Genomic DNA, 22005 nt, shown 5'->3' on the forward strand with positions numbered 1-22005 from the left:
ATGAGACAATTACCTATACGTTGGAAAATTATGACTTTATCTTATGCGGTAGTTATCTTTTCATTGTTGATCGGCGGAATTGTCATCATTGCTAACATTCAACAAAAAGAGGAAAAAGAATTAAGAATCAGATCTATGAACACGGCACGAACTGTAGCTGAACTATCAGATATAAGAAAAGCAGTCCAAGAACCAATAGGGTGGAAAATAGTGAACCCCGTTGTCGATGAAATAAGACTCATTAATAATACGGATTATGTTGTTGTCATGAATATGGATGGAATTCGGTATTCTCATCCTGTAAAGGAAATGCTAGGAAAACCCTCGACAGGTGAGGATGAAAAGCCGGCTTTTGCGGAGCATATCTATTTTTCGAAGGCAGAAGGAGAGATTGGTACCGTTATTCGGGCATTTGTACCGATTAAGGATTCAGACTTAAACCAAATCGGTGTTGTCGTCGTTGGCAATAAAATCCCGAGTTTTATTGAAATTATGGGCGATTTAACAACAGACATTCTTATAATTGTTGTATTAACATTATTATTTGGCTTGATAGGTTCAGCAATGCTTGCTAATCATATTAAAAAACAAATGTTTCAGTTGGAGCCATATGAAATTAAGAGAATGCATGAAGAAAGAACAGCTACTTTTCATTCAATGAATGAAGGCGTTATTGCAATCGACAATAAAGAAATTATTACGATATTTAATGAGAAAGCAAAGATGATATTTAATGTAAAAGGAAATTTTATAGGTCAACCAATTCGCGATGTACTGAAGGACACAAGGCTTCCTGAAATTGTTGAAAGAAATAAGGCGGTATATAATGAGGAGATAAAGGTAAGCGGAAAAGTGATCGTAAGTAATCGTATACCGATTAAAAAGGATAACGAATTAATTGGTGCTGTAGCAATCTTTCAGGATCGTACAGAAGTGACTAAGCTTGCCGAAGAATTAACAGGTGTCAAAAACTTTGTAGAGGCATTGCGGGTTCAAAGCCATGAACATATGAACAAACTTCATACGATAGCTGGTCTAATTCAGCTCGGGAAACCTGAAAAAGCGTTGCAACTTGCTTTTAATACATCGGAAGAGCAAGAAAATGTAACAAGTTTTCTGAATGAAAAAATTAAAAATGATGCAGTTGCAGGTCTCCTTTTAAGCAAAGTAAGAAGGGGAAAAGAATTAGGGATTACTGTTGAGGTTGATCAAAATAGTTATTTTGCCGCCTTTCCCAATCAACTAGACCAACATGACTTTGTTGTGTTATTAGGTAATCTACTAGAAAATGCTTTTGGGGCGTTCGATCAAATTGAGACTGAGGATAAAAGAATTGATATTAGTTTTGAACAGTCAGCTTACGTGTGTGCCGTATTGGTTGAGGATAATGGATCTGGCATGAGCGAAGAATACCTACCAAGACTTTATGAAAAAGGATTTACGATGAACAAATCTGAAGGTACCGGTTACGGGCTTTTTTTGATAAAACAGATCGTTGATAAAGGGAGAGGCAAAATTGACCTTTCATCCCAACAGGGTGAAGGAACTTCAATCATTATTACCTTCCCAATGGAAGTGGAGGATGAGTTGTATGACGTGTAAAGAAGAAATAAAGGTACTACTGATTGAAGACGATCCAATGGTTCAAGAAGTAAATAGAGAGTTTATTGAAAGTATAAAAGGATTCCGAGTAGTGGCCGTCGCTAGTAATGGCGAAGAGGGAATTAGACTTTTGAAAGAATTAAGTCCAGATCTTGTAGTATTAGATATTTATATGCCAAAAAAAGACGGGATCAAGACATTACAAGAGTTCAGAAAACAAAAATTGGAGGCAGATGTGATTGTCGTATCTGCCGCTAAAGACAGCGAAACAATTAAGCTTATGCTTCAAAATGGTGCGATGGATTATATTATTAAGCCATTTAAAATTCAGCGAATTCAGCAGGCATTGGAGAAATATCGGAAATACAGGACAAGCTTGAATGCATCTGAAGTGATCTCACAAGAACAGCTTGATTTACTGATTTACTCCGAGCATTCAAAGAAAATCACAGGCAACAATTTACCAAAAGGTTTGAATGAATTCACCTTAAATGAAATTACGATGTATGTTCAGAACCAAGACGGTCCGCGCTCCGCCGAAGAGGTGGCAGGTGCAATCGGAATAGCTAGAGTGACTGCTCGCCGCTATTTAGATTACCTGGAAAAAAGCGGTGGCATTACCCTCGATGTCCAATACGGAGGGGTTGGAAGACCTATAAATCGTTATGTATCCAATCAGCAAAAAAAGTAAGACCAAAAAGACCAAAATAGCCGTTATGACCATAAACTTCTCACACCCTACTGAAAGCGCTATCATTTGTATTAATTAGTAATGATGAAGTATTCAGTTTAAAGGGGGATTAAAGGTGAGAATATTTAAGAATTTAACCGTTCAAGTAGTAATCGCAATTTTGATTGGGGTAGTAGTGGGGCTCGTGTGGCCAAACGTCGGAAAAGAAATGAAGCCACTAGGAGATACTTTTATAAATGCTGTGAAAATGGTCATAGCCCCTATTATATTCTTAACGATTGTACTTGGGATCGCGAAAATGGGAGATATGAAAAAGGTTGGTAAAGTTGGTGGTAAGGCTCTTATTTACTTCGAGGTTGTTACAACATTAGCGCTTGTTATTGGGTTAATCGTTGTTAATCTTGTAAAACCAGGAGCAGGACTCAACTACAATGAACTTGAAAAAGGCGATGTATCAAAATATACTGCTGAAGGTGGACAAAGTATTAACTGGATTGAGTTTGTCACTCAGATTGTTCCTTCTAATATGGTCGATGCGTTTGCAAAAGGCGATATTCTACAAGTGTTATTCTTCTCCATTTTATTTGGTGTAGGCCTTGCCGCTCTTGGCGAGAAGGGCAAATTGGTTATAGAGTTCATGGATAAACTCTCGCTCGTCTTCTTTAAAATTATAGGTTATATCATGAGAGCAGCCCCGATTGGCGCATTTGCAGCGATGGCATATACAATTGGTCATTACGGGCTGACTTCACTGGTACCACTGGGTAAATTAATGATGTCAGTCTATATTACAATGTTTTTATTCATCTTTGTCATATTAAATATCATTTGTAAGATGAATGGATTTAGCTTATGGAATTACCTGAAATTCATCAAGGAAGAAATACTAATCGTCTTAGGTACAAGTTCTTCAGAATCTGTTCTGCCAAGAATGATGGATAAGATGGAGCGTTACGGAGCATCAAAATCTGTTGTTGGCCTCGTAATCCCGACAGGTTATTCCTTTAATCTTGATGGTACATCTATTTATCTTTCAATGGCGGTCGTCTTTTTGGCGCAAGTGTTTGGTGTCGACTTAACACTAGGACAACAAATTACAGTAATATTAATATTAATGTTAACCTCTAAGGGAGCTGCGGGCGTTACAGGCAGCGGCTTCATCGTTTTAGCTTCAACTTTAGCGGCATTACAAATCATTCCTCTTGAAGGGTTAGCATTGCTTCTTGGTGTGGATCGTTTTATGAGTGAAGGACGTGCGATTGTGAATTTAATCGGAAACGGAATCGCTACAATGGTAGTGGCGAAAAGTGTTAATGAATTTGATACAACGAAACATCTGGAAGCTATTTCCGAAATGAAAGCCACCAAGAAGGCTGGGCAAGTAGCTGTATTGAACTCGACGCTTAAGTAAGGATGGAGAATGATAGTAAGGCATATAACGCTAAATTAACCACAATAGCAAAGAGTATATATGTTGAACAATTGGATACCTAAATAAACTGAGCGAAGGCGCCTTATAAGGAGTAGCCGATGCCCTAGGACTGGCGGCGAAGCTACTTGGCTTAGGGCGGGAGGCATCCCCGAGCGCTGTAGCGGATTTAAAGGGAATCTTTATTTCAACTTATCTAGAATAAAAAACTTGGGCATGTTTTCAAAATGTCCAAGTTTTTTTCGGGTGTTTTGATACAATGGGTATAAACAAGTTGGGAGAAATGGCTATGTATGATAAAGAATGCGATCGGTTACTGCGCATTAATACTGTTGGAGTGCGTGAATGGCTGCATCAGTCCTCTCATTATAACCGCTACGAAGCGACACCCTATAAAGCATTGGATGATTTTTTTGAGGTCTATGAATTAAAGAAAACCGACAGATTAGTGGATTTTGGGTGTGGCAAAGGCAGGCTGCCATTTTATATACATAATCGATGTGGTGTTTCGGTTACAGGCATTGAAATGAGTGGGCAACTGTATCAGGAAGCACTTGAAAACCAAGCAAGTTATATGCAAAAAGTCAAACGGTCAAACACGTTCATCAGCTTTGAATGCTGTCTGGCAGAGGAATATGAAGTGGAGGCGGAGGATAACCGGTTTTATTTCTTCAATCCTTTTTCAATCCAGATTTTCATGACGGTTATTGCTAACGTTCTACGGTCAGTCGACCAGCACAAGCGATCTGTAGATATTATCCTTTACTATCCAACAAGTGATTATATTGAGTTCCTTGAAACGAGCACTCCTTTTGAGCTGATAAAGGGAGTAAAGGTGTCCAGCATGCATGAAAAAGACCCCAACGAACTTTTTTTGGTGTTTCGACTTGGAGATTAATCCGACAAAAAGTAAAGCCACGTTCCAGGCGGAACGTGGCTTTACTTTTCTCTTATAGATGAAGTATTTCGTTATTTTTAAAAAGCTTTAGGAGTATTCGTTGTTAGTAAGTTGCGAAGATCTTTTAAAGCAGAAACGCCCGATAATGAAATGGAAACTTTCATTTCTTGAAGGATATTCTCCAATACTTTTTCAACGCCTTTTTGTCCATCTACCGCTAATCCGTACACGAATGGCCTGCCGATTAAAACTGCATCAGCCCCCAGTGCAAGTGCTTTGACAACATCTGTGCCTCGACGAACTCCGCTATCTAATAGTACAGGAATTTCACCTCCTACCGCTTCTACGATTGCTGGTAGAGCATCAATACTAGTAATAACCCCGTCAAGCTGACGCCCGCCGTGGTTTGAAACGATAATGCCATCAATGCCGTTTTCGATAGCGAGCTTTGCATCTTCCGGATGTAAAATCCCTTTTAAGAGGATTGGCAAGGACGTTCTTTTCTTTAACTCCATGACTTTGGCCCAACTTAGTGTAGGGTGGTAAACATTATCCAGTATCCCTTGAATGATGGAGTCAAAATCGTTAGTTGGAATGGAGGACAAAAATACCGGATCTGTTTCATAGTTCGCTTTGCCGAATCCTAGTTTCAAAGGGGAATATTGATTGCGTACGTCCTCTTCACGCCATCCCATCATCACTGTGTCAACTGTTAAGACAATGGCCTCAAAACCAGCTTCCTCGGCTCTCTTGACCATGCTATAACCAATTTCATCGTTAGTGCTTGACCAGTAGAGCTGAAACCATTTTGGACTGTCGCCAGTAGCTTCTGCAACCTCCTCAATTGAAAAGCCAGATACTGTACTTTGAATGAATGGAATGCCAAGCGTGGCTGCTGCTTTAGCGGTAGCAATCTCGCCCTCTTCATGTGCGATTTTTTGCATGCCCACAGGTGCAATTAATAGAGGAGAAGGATATGTATGGCCGAATAATTTTACAGACGTGTCCAATGTAGAAACATCATTTAGAAATCGGGGGACAATGGAATATTTTGAAAAAGAGGAGACGTTTTTTCGCAACGTCTCTTCACCACCCGCCCCAGATTGGATATAGCCGAATGCACCAGCGGGCATCTTTTCTTTAGCAGCCGCTTCCAATTCTTTGAATGAAACCGGAAATGATTCATCAGGTGTGATGTTTTGTAATAGTAAGTCGTTGTTTCTAGTTAAAGTCAAATCGATTCATACCCTTCATAAGGAAATTGGTTTTCTTTTAATAAAAAACACTTGAATCTTTGAAATAAGTTTTACTAGCTGGCCGCTCTTCTAAGAAGTTTTTCATAGAATTAATAATAGTAGTAATCGTATATTCATTTGAAATTAAAGTCAATCGCAATTTATTTAAAATAGTCTAAAAGTACAGGCGGTCTATGCTGCATGAATAAAACAACAATGGGTCACGTCTGTTGATTAACCATTTATTCGAATAAAATACTGGTGAGCAGGGCTTAAAATAATCCTTTTTCACTGGATCATTTCCGGTTCGCTTTCGGCGAATTAATCACGACACATTTACCGTGAGGCAAGTGTGGCTAGAAGTGACTCCGTCACTTCTAGCCACACTTTTTTCAGTAATCCTGTTGCGAATAGTTGCGTGTCGCATTCCTACATATCTAGACGTCCCGGTAATCGTATAGAAGTCACTCTATCCAAAGCAGTCCAAAGTCAACTATACACATAGCGCCCAGTAGGTGGTCACGTTACTCACTGGTTACTTTGGTTAATCAACAGACATGACAATGGGTTTTATTTATAAACAATGCATTGCCTTCTCGGCTTCATCCCACGGGACGGAATAGCCTTTTCCTTTGGTCAAGAAAATGGAAGTGGATGAGTATTCGGGATCCGCTTCTTTGTTATAACCGATTTCTTCAATGACTTGTTCCTGGTTATGACAGCGGTCATAGCCCCCGAATAACAGGCTAAGCGTTCCTTTACCGTGGGTGAATGAAGCAAAGACGGTGCTGTAATTCATAAAAGTAGCAACTGGCACACGCCCTTTTACAATAACTTTTTCGCCAATTGTTTCTGGTGCGTCAAAGCTGCCATGTGCTTGTTGAATGTCTGACAGCACTCTTCCCATATTATCCAAGTCCACTTTTATTTTGAAATCGTAGTAGGGTTCGAGCAACTTATTGGGTACTTGTTCTAAACCTTGTCGCAGAGCCCGGAAAGTAGCCTCTCTAAAGTCACCTCCAGATGTGTACTCGTTATGACTTCGTCCTGTCAGTAACGTTACTTTGACATCTGTGAGAGCTGAGCCGGTTAATAAACCATGATGCTCTCGTTCGAATAAATGGCTGCGTACTACGTTTTGGTGACCAATAAGTAAATCGTTTGCATGGCAGACGTTGTCGAACTGTATGCCACTATTCCTTTCGGTTGGTTCAATTAAAAGATGTACTTCCGCGTAATGCCTTAAAGGTTCAAAATGACCATAACCCGTTACGGATGTTTCAATGGTTTCCTTATACAGGATTTTAGGTTCACCGAAGGAGACTTGAATCGAAAAACGCTCGTTAACAATTTGTTGGAGTACTTCGAGCTGGATGACGCCCATAACGTGAACATGAATTTCTTGAAAATGTTCATCCCAGAAGACGCGCAAAGAAGGATCCTCCGCATCGAGTAGGTTAAAACATCGAAGTACTTCTTTCACATGGATGGCAGCGTCGAAAATAACTTTTGACTTAAGGGTAGGCATCATGTCAAAGGTCGCTTTTTCTTCTAGTGCTCCAACGCCATCACCAATGGCCGCTTGCGTTAATCCAGTAACGGCGAACAGTTCACCGGCATGAACATGATCGATTGCTTTGAACTTATTACCGTTATAAACGCGTATCTGTGTCACTTTCTCCGTGTAATCTCCATAATTCACTCCATCCCTGACGCTTAGCGTACCGCTTAGTGATTTAAGGAAAGTGACCCTGTTACCACTGTCATCATGGCGGATTTTATAGACCTGTGCAGCGAAATCACTATCATCATCGTAAGAAGTTGTTGTCAATAAATCGAGCTTCTCGAAAAACGCCATGACACCAATGTCCTTGAGTGCAGAACCGCTGGAGAGGGCGAAGATTTTATTGTCGCTAATCATTTTCTTTAATGTTGCAAGCCACAAATCGTTGTCGTAACCTGATTCCAAATAGGTCTCAAGAAGTGCTTCATCACGTTCTGCGATAAATTCAATGAGTTCATCTTCCATAATTCCTTCATTGAAAGAGGATGTAAGGTCACAGATGTCTTCCGATAGATTGGTGCGAATTTCATGGAGTACACTTGCAATGTCGGTTCCTTCACGGTCCGTTTTATTGATGAAAAAGAATGTGGGTACCTGATGTTTGCGGAGCAGTTGCCACACGGTTTCCGTATGACCTTCCACGCCATCGCTTGCGCTAATGATAATAATGGCATAATCCATTACTTGAATAGCGCGTTCCATTTCAGGAGAAAAATCGACGTGTCCAGGTGTATCGATAATGTAGTAGGTAGATCCGTTATAGGAAATGGATGCCTGGTCTGCAAAAACCGTAATACCTCTTTCTTTCTCAATTGTATGGCTATCGAGGAAGGCGTCTTTATGGTCCACGCGTCCTCTCTGCTTAATGCTTTTTGTATGATAAAGCAGTTGTTCAGAAAAAGTTGTTTTTCCTGCATCTACGTGTGCAAGTATGCCAATTGTTTTATACATGATGTCGCTCCTGTCCATTTCTTGCTACTACCAGTAGTATAGCAAATCTGAATTGGGCGAATGACCTTAAATAGGTGTTATACTGTAAAGACAAACTGAATGTGAAGGAGGAATCAGATTTTGAAATATTCAAGAACGAAAATGGAACAGCTTGTAAAGAATGATAAAGAGCTGTCAAAACGTTTGAAACAGATAATGGCAGAGCTTGACTTAGAGAAGAGTTTTGCTTTGAAAGCGTTGTATCATGCGGATGTAAAAGACGGTGGTACGCATCAGAGGAATTATCAGGAACTGTAAGTACATTAAAAGCGTGGAAAGTCTATTATGACTGCCACGTTTTTTTTGATGCCTTTTTCACTGGATCATTTCCAGTCTGCTTTCGGCGAACTATTTATAACATCTTTACCGATGGGCAAGTGTGGCTAGGAATTGCAGTTCATTGCTCCTAGATAATCCTGTCGCATCCCTACACATCAAGACATCTCGGTAATCATATAGAGGTCAGCAATCCAAAGTAATTGTACAAGAAGCGGCTATATATGTTGAATTAAAGAATCCTATTGAATCAGTTGTGGTGCTCAATAATGAGAGAGCTGTTATTCGGGTTGTGGATTGTAGATCGCTTGGCGCTTTGGGGATGCCTCTCGCCCTAAGCCTGGATTAACGCTTCGCATCCAGTCTTACGGCTTCGGCGACCCCTTTGCCGCGCCTGCGCTAGGTTATTCATTATCGAGAGAAATGTCATTTTGAGATGTATAGGGCGAGATTGTAAGGTGATTACTAGTTGCTACTATAAAAATTGAAATAAAGAATTCCATTGAACCGCTACGGCGCTAGGAGATGCCTCCCGCCATAAGCCAAGTAGCTTCGCCGCCAGTCTTATGCCCCTGTTAAGGCGCCTTCGCTCAGTATATATACCGAATTCAACATATATAATTATAGTCAAGAAAGACGCAATCCAGGTTGCAGATTTCATCCCAGATAATGAAATGCGCTTTCTCAAATAGAACACCCAGCGCAGGCGCGACTTCGCGGGAGGCATCCACAAAGCGTCGAAGCGGTATTGGTAGGAATTCTAATTTGCTCTAATTATTAGGGCTTTTTCAGTGGCCTCCCAAAAGCCCTTGTAGCGTAAACGCCGTATTCATTTGTTCAACATATATAGTGTTGGATTCAGTTATTTACTGGTTGTTTTTTAAGCTTAATCTTCTGGTGAACCGATTACTTCGTGTTTGATTTCATCGAATGCTTTTTGGAGGTTACGTGAATAAAGTTTTTTTACCTCTTCGTTTATAGACGTTGTTTTTCCAATCTGTTCTTCGTAATAAGAATAGGTTGAAGACAGTGATTGTGATTCGCTTATGATGAGATTTGTCATTAAGACATGTTTGAATGCGTCCAGATAATATTCTTTTGTTCCAAGTTTCATTGGCTAAAATCCCTTTCTTTTATGGAAATAAAAAAGCATCTTCCTAGTTAAACGTAAGGAAGATGCTAGTATGCGTAAATTTGTATGGTCGCTTGTTGCCGTAACGAATGGTTCGTAAACAGAAGTACACTATTGACTGCACAGTGAAATAAGAGGTATTGAGTCCTCTTATGTTTCTTTTGTATTACGTTCTTTCGTACGGCGGCTTTTACAAGAAATTGCTCGATCATAGCCGCACTTAACACCTCCTATCCGCGTAGGGAATTGGTGTGTACTGAAATAGGCAGGTCTCCTGGCTCATGATCATCGCGTTCTTTTCCCTTCCCATTCGTAACGAACAGTGGATTTGAAAAGAGTACTCCCATTTACAGTTGCGGGACAGCGTCGGTTTTTCACCGAACTTCCCTTTTAAGCTTTTATACAAAAGTAAAAAAGCACCTAATTTCTACACGTTATTCAGTTGTGCTTTTACTATAACATACATATTGTCTGACTTAACACGATTGCTAAACAAGGGGTTCATTAATGGCCCATTACCGCAAATTTGGACAAGAAAATGTCTATCCCTCTTACTATAATCAAGCTGGGGGGATAGAAAATGAATAAAATAAAAACAAAAGATCCATATCGAGTTTACATTTCTACATGCTTCTTATCACAATTATTTTTCACATTTATATTTACGGTGAACTTGTTGTACCATGTGCAAACTGTAAAGCTTGATCCGCTTCAACTTGTGTTAATTGGGACCGTTTTGGAGCTTTCCGTTTTTCTTTTTGAGATTCCAACTGGGGTTGTTTCGGATTTAAAAAGTCGGAAGTTATCTTTAATAATTGGGTATATATTAATAGGAATCGGTTTTTTAATTGAAGGGGTATTTCCCTATTTTGTAACAGTGCTAGTGGCTCAAATTGCATGGGGGATTGGCTATACCTTTACTAGCGGCTCTCAGCAAGCCTGGATTGCAGATGAAATAGGGGAGGAACGTGCTTCACTGGCATTTATAAAAGGGGCAAAGGCCGGTAATCTTGGCCAAATTATAGCTATTCCGCTCAGTATTTTAATGGGCTATTTTATGATTAACCTACCAATCATTATCGGCGGGCTATGTATGATTGGATTAGCCGTCTATTTAATGATTTTTATGAAAGAAGAAAACTTCAAACCGTTAGATAAAGAAGGAAGAATATCTACGCTGGGAAGTATGAAGGAGAATATGGGCAATATTATTTCCTATTCCAAAGCGAGCTTCATCATAAGGATGCTATTTCTCATTGCTTTATTTATTGGGTTTTATAGTGAAGGTTTTGACCGATTATGGATCGCTCATTTTTTGGAGGTCTCAAATATATCTTCGTTAACGATTGAGAAGTTAGTTGTGATAATGGGGGGAATTCAGTTCATTGTCGTGCTTATTTCCTTTGCAGCACTCCATTTTCTGAATCGAAGTGCTATCCACCAAAATCTAAGGCAGATTTATGTTGTTCTTTTTGTGGCCAGCTTCTTCATCGTCATTTCATTAATTGGCTTTGCGTTCTCAACGTATATGATCAGCTTGCTGATTTTTTATGTAATCATTCAAGTGACAAGGCAAGTCATGTATCCATTAGAGGATATTTGGCTTAATAAAATTATTCCTGATTCCTCTGTACGTGCAACATTCTTTTCGGTAAAGGGACAAGTGGACGCTATTGGTCAAATTGGAGGTGGTCCGGTAATTGGGGGTGTAGCATCGAGCTTTACGATAAAAATTGCTATCATTGTTAGTGCCATTTTGTTAACTCCTGTATTACTTTTATATAAAGTTGTCTTAAACAAGTCTAGAGAGTGAATCGATCACTCTCTATTTCTTTCTTTGATCGGCAAGTAAATTTCCATATATATTTTTTCATAATCCCAGTCATGACAGTGTTCATCGTAATACTCAAAGTCATAGCTTGTTTCATCGACTTCATAAAGAGATTGAGGCAACCAATCTTCTAAAATATAGAGCCAAGTTCCCTTGATGGAAGAGACAAACTGTTCGACTTCAACAAGTGGAGTCCTAAAAACCGCATAAGTAGCATCTGGAATTTGCAGTTTTGTCAGTCCAGCAGGTAGTTGAACATCTCGATCATAATTTACCGCGAATAAATAAGTAAATCTATCATCTATTTCGACGCTACTAAGATTGATACAATATTCTCCATGTTTTTTTGGAGATAATGCTTCGTACAGAGTGCTTTCGATTGATTCATCCGGGGAAATTCTTTGGTCCCAAAAGGCAGGTGCATCTCTTGTGTAAAAGACATTTTCGATAACACTCTCAAATGTTTTACCGGCAATAGTAAAAGCTGGTTTCTGAACAATTTTCGGTTGCATAACAATGCCACCTACTTTTTTTTGCCTAAGGCTCAAAAGGTCAATTTTTTGAGGTAATGATAGCGGACAGTGGAGCCTATATAAGCTTGGTGGACTGCCAAAATATTTCTTGAAAGCCTTTGTAAAGCCAGAATGCGTCTCAAATCCATAGTCTAATGCAATTTGAATTATTTTTTCGCCTTTTACTAATTCATATAATGCGTATTGCAGTTTTCTTTTTAAAACATAGTCCATAATTGTATAACCAACATGGTTATTAAAAATCCTATAAAAATGATAAGGAGAATAACCAACCAGTTTAGCTAGTTCCTCAGGTTTAATGTCCTCTTTAATATGGTCCTCTACATAATCAATTACTTGCTGCAATAAAATTAACTGTTGGATATCAATCGCCTGCCTCTTCGCTCTATAAAATAGCTAATCATCCCTAACAGAGGGAACTGTCCTATAGCAACTCTATCATTTAGAAGGGGAATGTGAATACAATTTTTGGGCTATAGGGACTCTTTTTTATTTTGGTAATACGTTATAAAAATAGGATAATCAAAGTTTGAGAAGTTATTTTACTATGATCCAAGATTTGAATGAAAGTACAACAGGCACATGATGCATCCTTTCTTTCTTGTTAATGATGTATTTGGTTAAGTGAAAAACTAAACAACAGCAACGTTTAGTGTTAAAATTTGGGTAATGGGAAATTGATTGAAAACATAAGAAATAAACTTACTCGATCTTTTATGCACTCTATATGTTGAACAAATGTATACCTGCATAAAGAAAGCGTGGGCACCTTAAAAGGATTTAAACGATGAAAGTGGAAAAGTTCAATTCAATAACTTTGAGGGAGGAAGTTACTTTGAAGAAAATAATCATGTTATTAATAGTAATACTGGTTTTAACAGCTTGTGCAAAAAGGGTTAGCAATGATTATAAATTTAAAGGAGAAAGTGAACACTGGGAAGCCGAATATGTTTATAGGGGAACGGAAGTGTGGAAGAAAGATAACGGCGATAGAACGTACTCCAACGAAGATAGCTATCAATTTTTATTGAAATACAAAGGATCTTTAGAAGAGTTGTCTTCAATAAGGAAACTTGAATACGCTCATAAAACGAATTCTAGTGACGGGGAAACGACGAAAGAATTTGATGGCCCCCCTGAAGAGCTATTATTTACAGCTAGCGGGGCTTCAGAAGGTGGAACAAAAATAAACGAAGATGAAGTTATACAAGTAAATGTAAAATGGGGTGACCTTGAAGAGTCATTTGAATTGCATAATAAAAGTAAGTAACCTTGTTTGGGTACTTGGTACTTGCATAAAAAAGGGGAAATAGGGGGTTTTGGCGAAAAGAAGTTTTAGAAAGATATTTGGGTGGGGATTGTGGGCTCAAATACTTACATAAAATGAGGTGTGTATATGAAAGATCACGTGATTACAAACATTGTAGAATGTATGGCTTCCAGTGAAGAGGTTCAACGAATTCAGACAGAGCATCGTCTTAAGCTCGTTGAGTCCTGGGGAATAAAAGAAGGAAGTAGTGTTTTAGAAATTGGTTGTGGGCAGGGGGATACGACGGCTGCGTTAGCTTATATCGTCGGAGAACAAGGATTTGTTCACGGGATAGATATTGCATCTCCAGATTATGGAGCCCCGATAACTGTAGGTGATTCTGCTCGTTATTTACAGCAGTCTAAGTTAGGAAAGCAGCTTAAAATGGAATTTAACGTTGATGTTTTATCAGCAGAGGTAGATTTTCCTGAAAAAAGTTTTGACTATATTGTTTTCTCACATTGTTCCTGGTACTTAAAATCATTTGAGGAACTCGAGGGGATTTTAAAGAAGGTTAGAAAATGGGGCAAGACCTTATGTTTTGCTGAATGGGATTCAAGAATTCAAATGATTGAGCAATACCCTCATTTCTTGGCCGTGCTTATTCAATCCCAGTATGAGTGCTTCAAAGAAAGCAGTCTTTCAAATGTACGTACCTTATTTACACCAATGGATATAAAGCGTGTTGTCGAAATTGCAGGCTGGACAATTGTAAATGAGCAATCCGTCCATTCACTTAAGCTACAAGATGCGGAATGGGAAATTGCGATGACCGTAGCTGATTACAAAGAGGAGATTAATAACCTTGTTGATCTGCCTGGAAAACTAAAATCACTAATTCAATCTGAAGTGATTTTGTTAGAAGAAGCTCAAAAGAATCATGCGATTAAACCGATGTCAACCTACGTATTTATCGCAGAATAGTGAAGTTGTACGATTGTAAAGTTTTGATTTTTCATTATTTTTCAACACCCCTTATTGTACACTGTAAGTAGGGAGTGAGAGGGGGAATGAGGGCGTGAAGAAGTACAGTAAAGAGGAGAACAGTTGGATTTTCTATGACTGGGCAAACTCGGCATATTCGATTATTATCACGACTGCAGTGTTTCCGCTTTATTATAAGGCGGTGGCGACAGATGCAGGCGTGAGTATGTCGAATTCAACTGCTTATTTGGGGTATACAGTTGCTATTGCAACATTCATACTCGCGATGATTGGACCTCTTTTAGGAACGATTGCCGATTATGAAGGATTAAAGAAGAAGTTCTTTCTATTCTTTTTCCTTATGGGGACAGCTGCGACACTTTCATTGGCATTCGTACCGGGCGGTAACTGGTTATGGTTATTGATCATCTACACCATCACAGCCGTTGGTTTTCATGGGGCAAATATATTTTACGATGCATTTTTAGTGGACGTTACACCAGAGGAGCGAATGAACAAGATATCGGCAAGGGGCTTCGGGTTGGGCTATATCGGGAGCACGATTCCGTTCATTATCAGTATTGCTATTATTCTTTTAGCTGGTAAAGAGATTATTCCACTTACGACGTCAACCGCAAGTAGGATAGCCTTTGTCATTACAGCGATTTGGTGGTTTGTGTTCACAATTCCGATGGTCAAAAATGTTCATCAAATCCATGGTATTAAGCGTGAAACAAATTTATTGGCAAGTAGTTTCAGACGTCTTGGCGGTACATTTAAAGAAATCCGCAAATACCGGACAGTTTTTTTATTTTTATTGGCTTATTTCTTTTATATAGACGGAGTTGGAACAATTATTTCAATGTCCACGGCTTACGGATCGGATTTAGGGATTAGCGCAGAAAACCTTCTTATTATCTTGTTTGTCACGCAGGTTGTGGCGGCGCCATTCGCAATTCTTTACGGCAAATTGGCGCAGAAGTTTACCGGGAAAAAGATGTTATACGTGGGAATCTGTGTTTATATCATTGTGTGTATTTATGCATTTTTCATGAAAACAACGATGGACTTCTGGATCTTGGCGATGCTTGTTGCAACGTCACAAGGCGGCATTCAAGCATTGAGTCGTTCATATTTTGCAAGGCTTGTACCAAAAGAAAAGTCGAATGAGTTTTTCGGCTTCTATAATATTTTCGGCAAATTTGCGTCCGTCATGGGGCCTTTACTGGTAGCAGTGACTGCCCAGATGACTGGAAGCTCTGCATACGGGGTATTCAGCCTGATAATCCTGTTCATTATCGGAATCATTATTCTCTCACGTGTTCCTGAACCAGATGTAAAGATAACAACGACATATTAAAATTGAAAAGCGTTGCACACATTGTAGGATGTGTGCAACGCTTTTCGATTTGTCTCTCAATCAACTTTATCGATTTTATCGACTTGCAGAATTCTGAAACCGCCTTTTTCAAGTTTTTCGGTTAGTTTATCGATTTCTGCATCAGTCTTTCCGCTTTCAAGTGTGATAACTACTCTTCTAGCAAGAACGGAGCCATTATCCAGCGTAAACATGCCTTCAATATTTTCACCGCGTAACGTTTTCGTCAGTTTTTCAATCATACCTTTAGCTTCAGTTGAAGATAGCGTAAGATTGATGCCCCCCGTTTTTAATCCGAAGGCATCTTCCAACACACTTTCAACTCTATTATGCGTTAATATCCCAACGAGTTTCTCGTTTTCTACAACGCTTAAAAAAGGTAGTGACTTAATTTCGATGAGTGCACTTAAAAAAGAGGAACGTTCTGTTATGAATGTATCTTGATGCTTCAACAAATGGTCGATTTTTGAATTCTCATCCCCATTGTCTTCGTACAGATATTCTATCAAGTGAACTTTATAAATCATACCTTTATAGAAGTCTTCGCTGTCAACAACGGGAATACATCTATATCCACTCGCATTGATTTGATCCAGCACTTCTCTCACGGTTTGATCGATCTTCACTGTGGCAACGTCAAGTCGCTCTAAAAGTAGGTCTCTTACATGCATGCTTGTTCCTCCTCGTTATTTCATTTTTGTTATTATCACAATTTTTAGTCTATGATAGTATTTATTATAATCAAGATATAGGAAGTTGTACAATTAATTATACAACAAATCTTGTTAATCCCAGTATACATAGACTCCAAAGGGGGGCACTGAAAAAGTACGATATCTTTCAATCTCGTTGATTTCCGTTCCGAGCGGACGCTTTCCGCGGGCACGGCTTCAGCCAATCGAACTACGAAGAGTTCGATTGGCCGTATTTCTGCGTTCTTGGCAGAAATTAAGGCATCATTCCCTCGCGTTCCTGCGGGGTCTTCAGCTCGCGCTGTTCCCGCTGGAGTCGCCGCTCTTCACTATAATCAACTAGTTCTTACTATATAAAAAAACTTTTTCAGTGGCTTCCAAAGGGGTTCCATATTTTTTGCCAATCAATTGCACGAACTTCTAGTATAATAGAAAGAACGCAAAAGAATAAATCGTGAAATGAGTAAAAGGGGTATTAAAAATGGAGAATTTAAGTCTCAGTGCGCTGTTAGATGTCATTGGGGAAGTGTTTTCAGATGAAATCTCTATAGTGGTGTCGAATACGGAGGAGTACCTCTATTATCTGCCCAGCAAGCGGGTTGATTTAAAAATTAGGCCGGGGGATCCCGTGAAGGAAGGCACGATCGCACAGAAGGCTATTTCCCAGAAACAAAAAGTGTCGGAGTTCATCAACCGTGATGTGTTTGGTGTCCCTTATCATGGGATGGCGGTTCCGTTTTATCATGACGGGGAACTAGAGGGGTGTGTAACTGCAATATACCCCGTGTATACGGATGGGAAATCTGTCGTTACCGTAAAGACACATGATGGATGGATTCCTGTTCCTTTCGCAAGCGTAAAATATGTTGAGGTGAAAGACCGGAAAACATATGTGATGGCGGAGGGTTTTTCAGGAACTCATAAAAATACGTTACAAGAGTTTGAATATTTATTGCCGCGAGAGTCATTTGTACGATGCCATCGCTCCTTTATCGTTAATGTTCATCACATCAAGGGGATTTATCCTGATACGCACTCGACTTTTGTCTTGGAAATGGATAATGGAACAAGAATCCCAGTTAGCCAATCCTATTCCAGTTACTTTCGTAAACTTTTAGGGTTTTAACTTGATTCGTGCTGCTTTAATCATGTATTTTAGTGCTTCACCGGATAATTCCTTGTCCAACGCCTAATTCCTCATTCATGTAAGTGCTTAAGTTAAAATTAACTAAAAGTTATGAATTGAGGCGTCTATGGATGGAAAATCATATGGATCGAATTAAAAATGTTCAATTGAGAGACGTTGTTGTCTCACCGACAGAGGCGGCGTCTTGGATTGAAGACGGTATGACGCTAGGGTTAAGTGGATTTACACGTGCGGGTGACGCAAAAGCGGTTCCACTGGCATTGGTGAAACGTGCGGAAACGGAAACGTTCAAAGTGAATGTGTTTACGGGCGCATCGTTAGGGTCTGATATCGATCGACTGTTTGCTGAAGCTGATATTATACATAAAAGATTACCATTCCAAGCAGATCCAACGATGCGGAAAAAGATTAATGACGGCGATCTTCTGTTTGTGGATCATCATTTGTCGCATACCGCAGAACTTATTCGTGCTGAAGTTGTCGAGCCAATTGACTTTGCAATTTTGGAAGCGGTTTCAATAACGGAAGACGGAATGATTATTCCAACGACCTCGGTTGGTAACTCATTGACGTTCGCGCAACATGCAAAAGCAATTATTATAGAAATTAATATGGCGCAGTCTACACAATTGGAAGGGCTGCATGATTTATACGATCCGGGTAAACAGGGTGAAAGGTCGCCAATTCAGTTAATGAAAGTAGATGACCGGATTGGTACGATTGGCATTCCTATTGACATGAAAAAGGTAAAAGGAATCGTCTTCACAGACCAACTGGATTCTCCTTCTACGATTGTAGCGCCTGATCAAGAAACAGAAATTATGGCAGAGCATTTATTAACGTTCCTTCGTACTGAGATTCAAGCAGGTCGATTAACTGAACGTCTGGCACCATTACAGTCAGGAATTGGATCGGTAGCGAATGCAGTTCTTCACGGAATGATCAACTCAGAGTTCAAGGATTTAGAAGTGTATTCAGAAGTACTGCAGGATTCCGTGTTTGATTTGATTGATGCAGGAAAAGTACGTTTCGCATCTTGTGCATCAATTACATTATCTGAAGAGAAGATGGATCAGGTCTTTAATAACTTTGAAAAGTATCGAGACAAGCTTATCATGCGTCCGCAGGAAATTTCGAACCATCCGGAAATTATCCGTCGTCTCGGCTTAATATCCATAAATACAGCACTTGAACTCGATATCTACGGCAACGTCAATTCGACGCATGTTTCAGGGACGAAGATGATGAACGGTATCGGCGGATCAGGTGATTTTGCCCGCAATGCACGCCTTGCTATTTTCGTTACGAAGTCAACGGCAAAAGGCGGTAACATTTCAAGTATCGTCCCGTTCGTTTCACATGTGGACCACACAGAGCATGATGTCGACATTATTGTTACAGAGCAAGGCTATGCAGATTTACGCGGACTTGCCCCAAGGGAACGTGTGGAGCTCATAATCGAACGTTGCGCACACCCGATGTACCGCGAGCAACTTCGCGCTTATTACGAAGAGGCGCTTGAAAGAGGCGGTCATACGCCACATGTCTTGGAAAAAGCATTCTCATGGCATGCGAATTTGGCGAAGAACGGAACAATGCGCGAGCTTGTTGAAGAGTTGGTATAATAAACAAATAGAAAAAGGGTTACCTGACGAGGTAACCCTTTTTCTGTTTTTTTGGTGGGGGGTTATTTGATAGCATGAAGCTTGCCACCCGATCAAATAGCGTGCGACCCGAGCATATAGGCTTGCTACCCGATCATATAGCATGCGACCCGAGCATATAGGCTAGCTATCCGATCAAATAGCATGCGAACCGAGCATAAAAGTTACTACCCAATCAAATAGCGTGCGACCCGAGCATATAGGCTTGCTACCCGATCATATAGCATGCGACCCGAGCATATAAGCTTGCCAACCAATCAAATATCGTGCGACCCGAGCATATAGGCTTGCTAACCAATCATATAGCTTGAGAGACCGAGCATATAGGCTTGCCACCCAATCATATAGCTTGAGAGACCGAGCATATAAGCTTGCCAACCAATCAAATATCGTACGACCCGAGCAAATAAGCTAGCTACCCAATCATATAGAGTGAGAGACCGAGCATATAGGCTTGCCACCCGATCATATAGCGTACGACCCGAGCATATAGGCTTGCCAACCAATCATAATAGCATGAGAGACCGAACCATATCCCCTCCGCGAACGGATCAATACATCACACTGCTGTTATGCTTTTGCTGCAAGTGCTCTTTCAAATTCCTCTTTCACGCGATGAAGAAGTTCGGCATCCGTTAGCAGCCTATACCCCGTAGACGCAAGTGCTTTCGCTCCTGTAATCAATGCTTGGTTGCCAAGCTCCGATTTTGCAGCTTCCCTGAATTCAACCGTATGGGCAATCAAGTCATCTGGCCCGATTTTAATGTATGGATGTGCAGTCGGAACTACATAGCTAATGTTGCCCGCATCCGTCGAACCTTTGCCTTTCCGTTTTTCGGTATGGACGACTTCACCAAGTGTTTCAAGTTCCACGTGTAACGTTTCATCCAATACGGAGTTCAGAACGAGGTCTTTCACTTCGTTTTGGAAACGTTCAATTTTAACGGTTGCACCCGTTGCAAGGGCGGCGCCTTCAGCAATATTCCGGACTTTGTCAGAAGTCTCGACTGTTTTCTGCCAAGATTCCGCACGGATGTAAAAACGTGCAGATGTGTATTCGGGAATAATATTGGGTGCATCGCCGCCGTGTGTAATAATACCGTGGATGCGGACCTCAGAAGGCAGCTGCTGACGCAGGGCGTTAATGCCGTTGAACAGTTGGATGACAGCGTCCAGCGCATTGATACCTTGTTCAGGAGAACCTGATGCGTGAGCTGGTTTTCCGTAAAAATGAAAATCGAGTGGGTCCACAGCGAGTGATTCACCTGTTGTAGCTGTCTTTCCAGATGGATGGATCATGAGCGCAACATCTACGTCCTTTAAATAACCGTGTCTAACGAAGCTGCCTTTTGCGCTGCCATTCGGACCGCCTTCTTCAGCTGGTGTGCCTAAAACGACAACGCGGCCGCCCGTTTCAGGAAGCGCTTCGGCAAGTGCAATCCCCGCTGCAACACTTGTTGTTCCAATAATATTATGTCCGCATGCATGTCCTAACCCAGGAAGTGCATCATATTCAGCAAGGTAAGCGATTGTCGGACCTTCTTTTCCACTGTCTTTCACAGCATAAAACGATGTTTCATGACCAGCAACCGCTGTTTTTACTTCAAACCCTGCATCTTCCAACAGCGCAACATGTTTAGCACTTGCATACACTTCTTCGTTTCCGATTTCCGGGTTTGCATGAATTTCCTGACTCGTTTGAATATATAAGTCATGGTTCTGTTCAATTGAATGGAATAATATGTTCGTCTTTTCATTTACAATGCTCATTATGAATGCCCCCAGTTCAATTATTTTTTAAGGTCTTCAAAGACGGTATCAATCTCTTCCGGTGTTAACTTAATAAGATATGATCCGCCTTTTGTATCTTCTTCGATAGCTTTTTCAATATCTTCTTCTTGATATAACTCAACGATCCGTTTGAATGTTTTATTGTTTTTTTCTTTCCCGCTTGCTACGATTAAATTCACATATGGGTAAATACTCTCATCGTCACTTGATTCTCTAAAGAGTGGATCCTCTCCTGGTGAAAATCCTGCTTGTCCAGCAATTCCGTTGTTAATAATCGCGGCAGTCACATCTGGCAATATACGAGGTGTTTGTTGAGCAACCATAGGAATGATTTCTAGGTTCAATGGATTTTCAGTGATTTTTGTCGGGTCACCAAACAATCCAAAGTCATCTGAAAGTGAAATTAAATCAGCACTTTCTAGTAGGCGTAGCGCACGTGCTTGGTTTGAAGGGTCATCTGGAATCGCAATTTTGTCGCCTTCTTTGATTTCAGAAATATCCTTAATTTTTTCAGAGTAAACGCCAAGTGGTGCAAACATCGTCGAGCCAATTGGAACAAGTTCATTTTTACTTTCTTTTACATATTGGGATAGGAACGAGAAATGTTGGAATGCATTTAAGTCGATATCGCCTTGTGCAAGTGCATTATTTGGCAATGTGTAATCTGCGAATTCGACAAGTTCGATTTCAATTCCTTCTTTTGCCGCTTTTTCTTTCAGCAATGGCCATTGGACACCATCTGCACCGTTGACACCAATTTTCACTTTGACTGTATCACTATTTCCGCTTTCTTTCCCGCCGCAAGCAGCGAGTACAATAGCAGTTAATACTGCTAAACTTACTAACCATAATTTCCTCATTTAATTCGTCTCCTTTTAGTTGAATGATTGTATTTTTTAAAGATTATTAAGTATAAGAT

The 22005-nt window shown here is 40.2% G+C and carries 18 protein-coding genes and 1 riboswitch; of the genes, 11 read left to right on the forward strand and 7 right to left on the reverse strand.

The window, feature by feature from the left end; genetic code table 11:
* The 4 genes from ACP8HG_RS17030 (at position 1) to ACP8HG_RS17045 (ending at position 4620) form a co-directional block, all read left to right on the forward strand.
* Positions 1-1602 carry an ATP-binding protein gene (locus ACP8HG_RS17030; protein ID WP_399629970.1) on the forward strand — a complete coding sequence of 534 codons (1602 nt, stop codon included), beginning with the start codon at positions 1-3 and terminating at the stop codon, positions 1600-1602.
* A complete protein-coding gene (locus ACP8HG_RS17035) occupies positions 1592-2293 on the forward strand; it encodes a response regulator (RefSeq protein WP_187046300.1) in 702 nt (233 codons plus the stop codon). Before ACP8HG_RS17030 ends, ACP8HG_RS17035 begins: the two co-directional genes overlap by 11 nt.
* 115 nt (positions 2294-2408) lie before the next feature.
* Complete coding sequence (dctP, locus tag ACP8HG_RS17040) at positions 2409-3704, forward strand: C4-dicarboxylate transporter DctP (protein WP_438297290.1); 1296 nt, start codon at positions 2409-2411, stop codon at positions 3702-3704.
* Positions 3705-4011: 307 nt separating this feature from the next.
* A complete protein-coding gene (locus ACP8HG_RS17045; protein WP_187046301.1) occupies positions 4012-4620 on the forward strand; it encodes a class I SAM-dependent methyltransferase in 609 nt (202 codons plus the stop codon).
* Between the two features lie 77 nt (positions 4621-4697).
* Here the strand turns inward: ACP8HG_RS17045 and ACP8HG_RS17050 are convergent, their stop codons facing one another.
* Complete coding sequence (locus ACP8HG_RS17050; protein WP_342539335.1) at positions 4698-5855, reverse strand: alpha-hydroxy-acid oxidizing protein; 1158 nt, start codon at positions 5853-5855, stop codon at positions 4698-4700.
* A 574-nt stretch (positions 5856-6429) separates the two neighbouring features.
* A complete protein-coding gene (locus tag ACP8HG_RS17055; protein ID WP_438297293.1) occupies positions 6430-8370 on the reverse strand; it encodes a GTP-binding protein in 1941 nt (646 codons plus the stop codon).
* Positions 8371-8490: 120 nt separating this feature from the next.
* On the opposite strand from ACP8HG_RS17055, the gene ACP8HG_RS17060 reads away from it, so the two are divergent.
* Positions 8491-8667, forward strand: coding sequence for a hypothetical protein (locus ACP8HG_RS17060; protein ID WP_187046304.1), 177 nt, complete (start codon positions 8491-8493; stop codon positions 8665-8667).
* Between the two features lie 904 nt (positions 8668-9571).
* On the opposite strand, the gene ACP8HG_RS17065 is transcribed toward ACP8HG_RS17060, so the two are convergent.
* Positions 9572-9799: a hypothetical protein gene (locus ACP8HG_RS17065; protein ID WP_067204199.1), complete on the reverse strand. Its 228-nt coding sequence runs from the start codon at positions 9797-9799 to the stop codon at positions 9572-9574.
* Positions 9800-10064: 265 nt separating this feature from the next.
* Positions 10065-10256, reverse strand: a riboswitch (cobalamin riboswitch).
* Between the two features lie 141 nt (positions 10257-10397).
* On the opposite strand from ACP8HG_RS17065, the gene ACP8HG_RS17070 reads away from it, so the two are divergent.
* The gene (locus tag ACP8HG_RS17070) at positions 10398-11630 is read left to right on the forward strand and encodes an MFS transporter (RefSeq protein ID WP_438297295.1); all 1233 of its coding nucleotides are present in this window, start codon (positions 10398-10400) and stop codon (positions 11628-11630) included.
* Between the two features lie 5 nt (positions 11631-11635).
* Here the strand turns inward: ACP8HG_RS17070 and ACP8HG_RS17075 are convergent, their stop codons facing one another.
* Positions 11636-12526 (reverse strand): AraC family transcriptional regulator, encoded by an 891-nt coding sequence (locus tag ACP8HG_RS17075; protein WP_438297297.1) that lies wholly within the window; start codon positions 12524-12526, stop codon positions 11636-11638.
* 490 nt (positions 12527-13016) lie between these two features.
* Here ACP8HG_RS17075 and ACP8HG_RS17080 point away from each other — a divergent pair, with 490 nt between their 5' ends.
* The 3 genes from ACP8HG_RS17080 (at position 13017) to ACP8HG_RS17090 (ending at position 15774) form a co-directional block, all read left to right on the forward strand.
* Positions 13017-13451, forward strand: coding sequence for a hypothetical protein (locus ACP8HG_RS17080; protein ID WP_231885748.1), 435 nt, complete (start codon positions 13017-13019; stop codon positions 13449-13451).
* 126 nt (positions 13452-13577) lie between these two features.
* Positions 13578-14414 (forward strand): class I SAM-dependent methyltransferase, encoded by an 837-nt coding sequence (locus ACP8HG_RS17085; protein ID WP_438297299.1) that lies wholly within the window; start codon positions 13578-13580, stop codon positions 14412-14414.
* Positions 14415-14508: 94 nt separating this feature from the next.
* The gene (locus tag ACP8HG_RS17090) at positions 14509-15774 is read left to right on the forward strand and encodes an MFS transporter (RefSeq protein WP_438297301.1); all 1266 of its coding nucleotides are present in this window, start codon (positions 14509-14511) and stop codon (positions 15772-15774) included.
* Between the two features lie 56 nt (positions 15775-15830).
* Here the strand turns inward: ACP8HG_RS17090 and ACP8HG_RS17095 are convergent, their stop codons facing one another.
* Positions 15831-16463 carry a CBS domain-containing protein gene (locus ACP8HG_RS17095; RefSeq protein ID WP_338654330.1) on the reverse strand — a complete coding sequence of 211 codons (633 nt, stop codon included), beginning with the start codon at positions 16461-16463 and terminating at the stop codon, positions 15831-15833.
* Between the two features lie 502 nt (positions 16464-16965).
* On the opposite strand from ACP8HG_RS17095, the gene ACP8HG_RS17100 reads away from it, so the two are divergent.
* Both ACP8HG_RS17100 and ACP8HG_RS17105 read left to right on the forward strand, forming a co-directional pair.
* Positions 16966-17610: a LytTR family DNA-binding domain-containing protein gene (locus ACP8HG_RS17100; RefSeq protein WP_067204215.1), complete on the forward strand. Its 645-nt coding sequence runs from the start codon at positions 16966-16968 to the stop codon at positions 17608-17610.
* Between the two features lie 131 nt (positions 17611-17741).
* On the forward strand, positions 17742-19256 hold the full coding sequence (locus ACP8HG_RS17105) for an acetyl-CoA hydrolase/transferase family protein (protein ID WP_438297304.1): 1515 nt from the start codon (positions 17742-17744) through the stop codon (positions 19254-19256).
* A 609-nt stretch (positions 19257-19865) separates the two neighbouring features.
* Here the strand turns inward: ACP8HG_RS17105 and ACP8HG_RS17110 are convergent.
* Both ACP8HG_RS17110 and ACP8HG_RS17115 read right to left on the reverse strand, forming a co-directional pair.
* On the reverse strand, positions 19866-21065 hold the full coding sequence (locus ACP8HG_RS17110; RefSeq protein ID WP_438297306.1) for a M20 family metallopeptidase: 1200 nt from the start codon (positions 21063-21065) through the stop codon (positions 19866-19868).
* 20 nt (positions 21066-21085) lie between these two features.
* Positions 21086-21946, reverse strand: coding sequence for a MetQ/NlpA family ABC transporter substrate-binding protein (locus ACP8HG_RS17115; protein ID WP_067204224.1), 861 nt, complete (start codon positions 21944-21946; stop codon positions 21086-21088).
* Between the last annotated feature and the right edge of the window lie 59 nt (positions 21947-22005).

This window comes from Sporosarcina sp. FA15, from assembly GCF_051550195.1.
GTDB classification, from domain to species: Bacteria; Bacillota; Bacilli; order Bacillales_A; family Planococcaceae; genus Sporosarcina; species Sporosarcina psychrophila.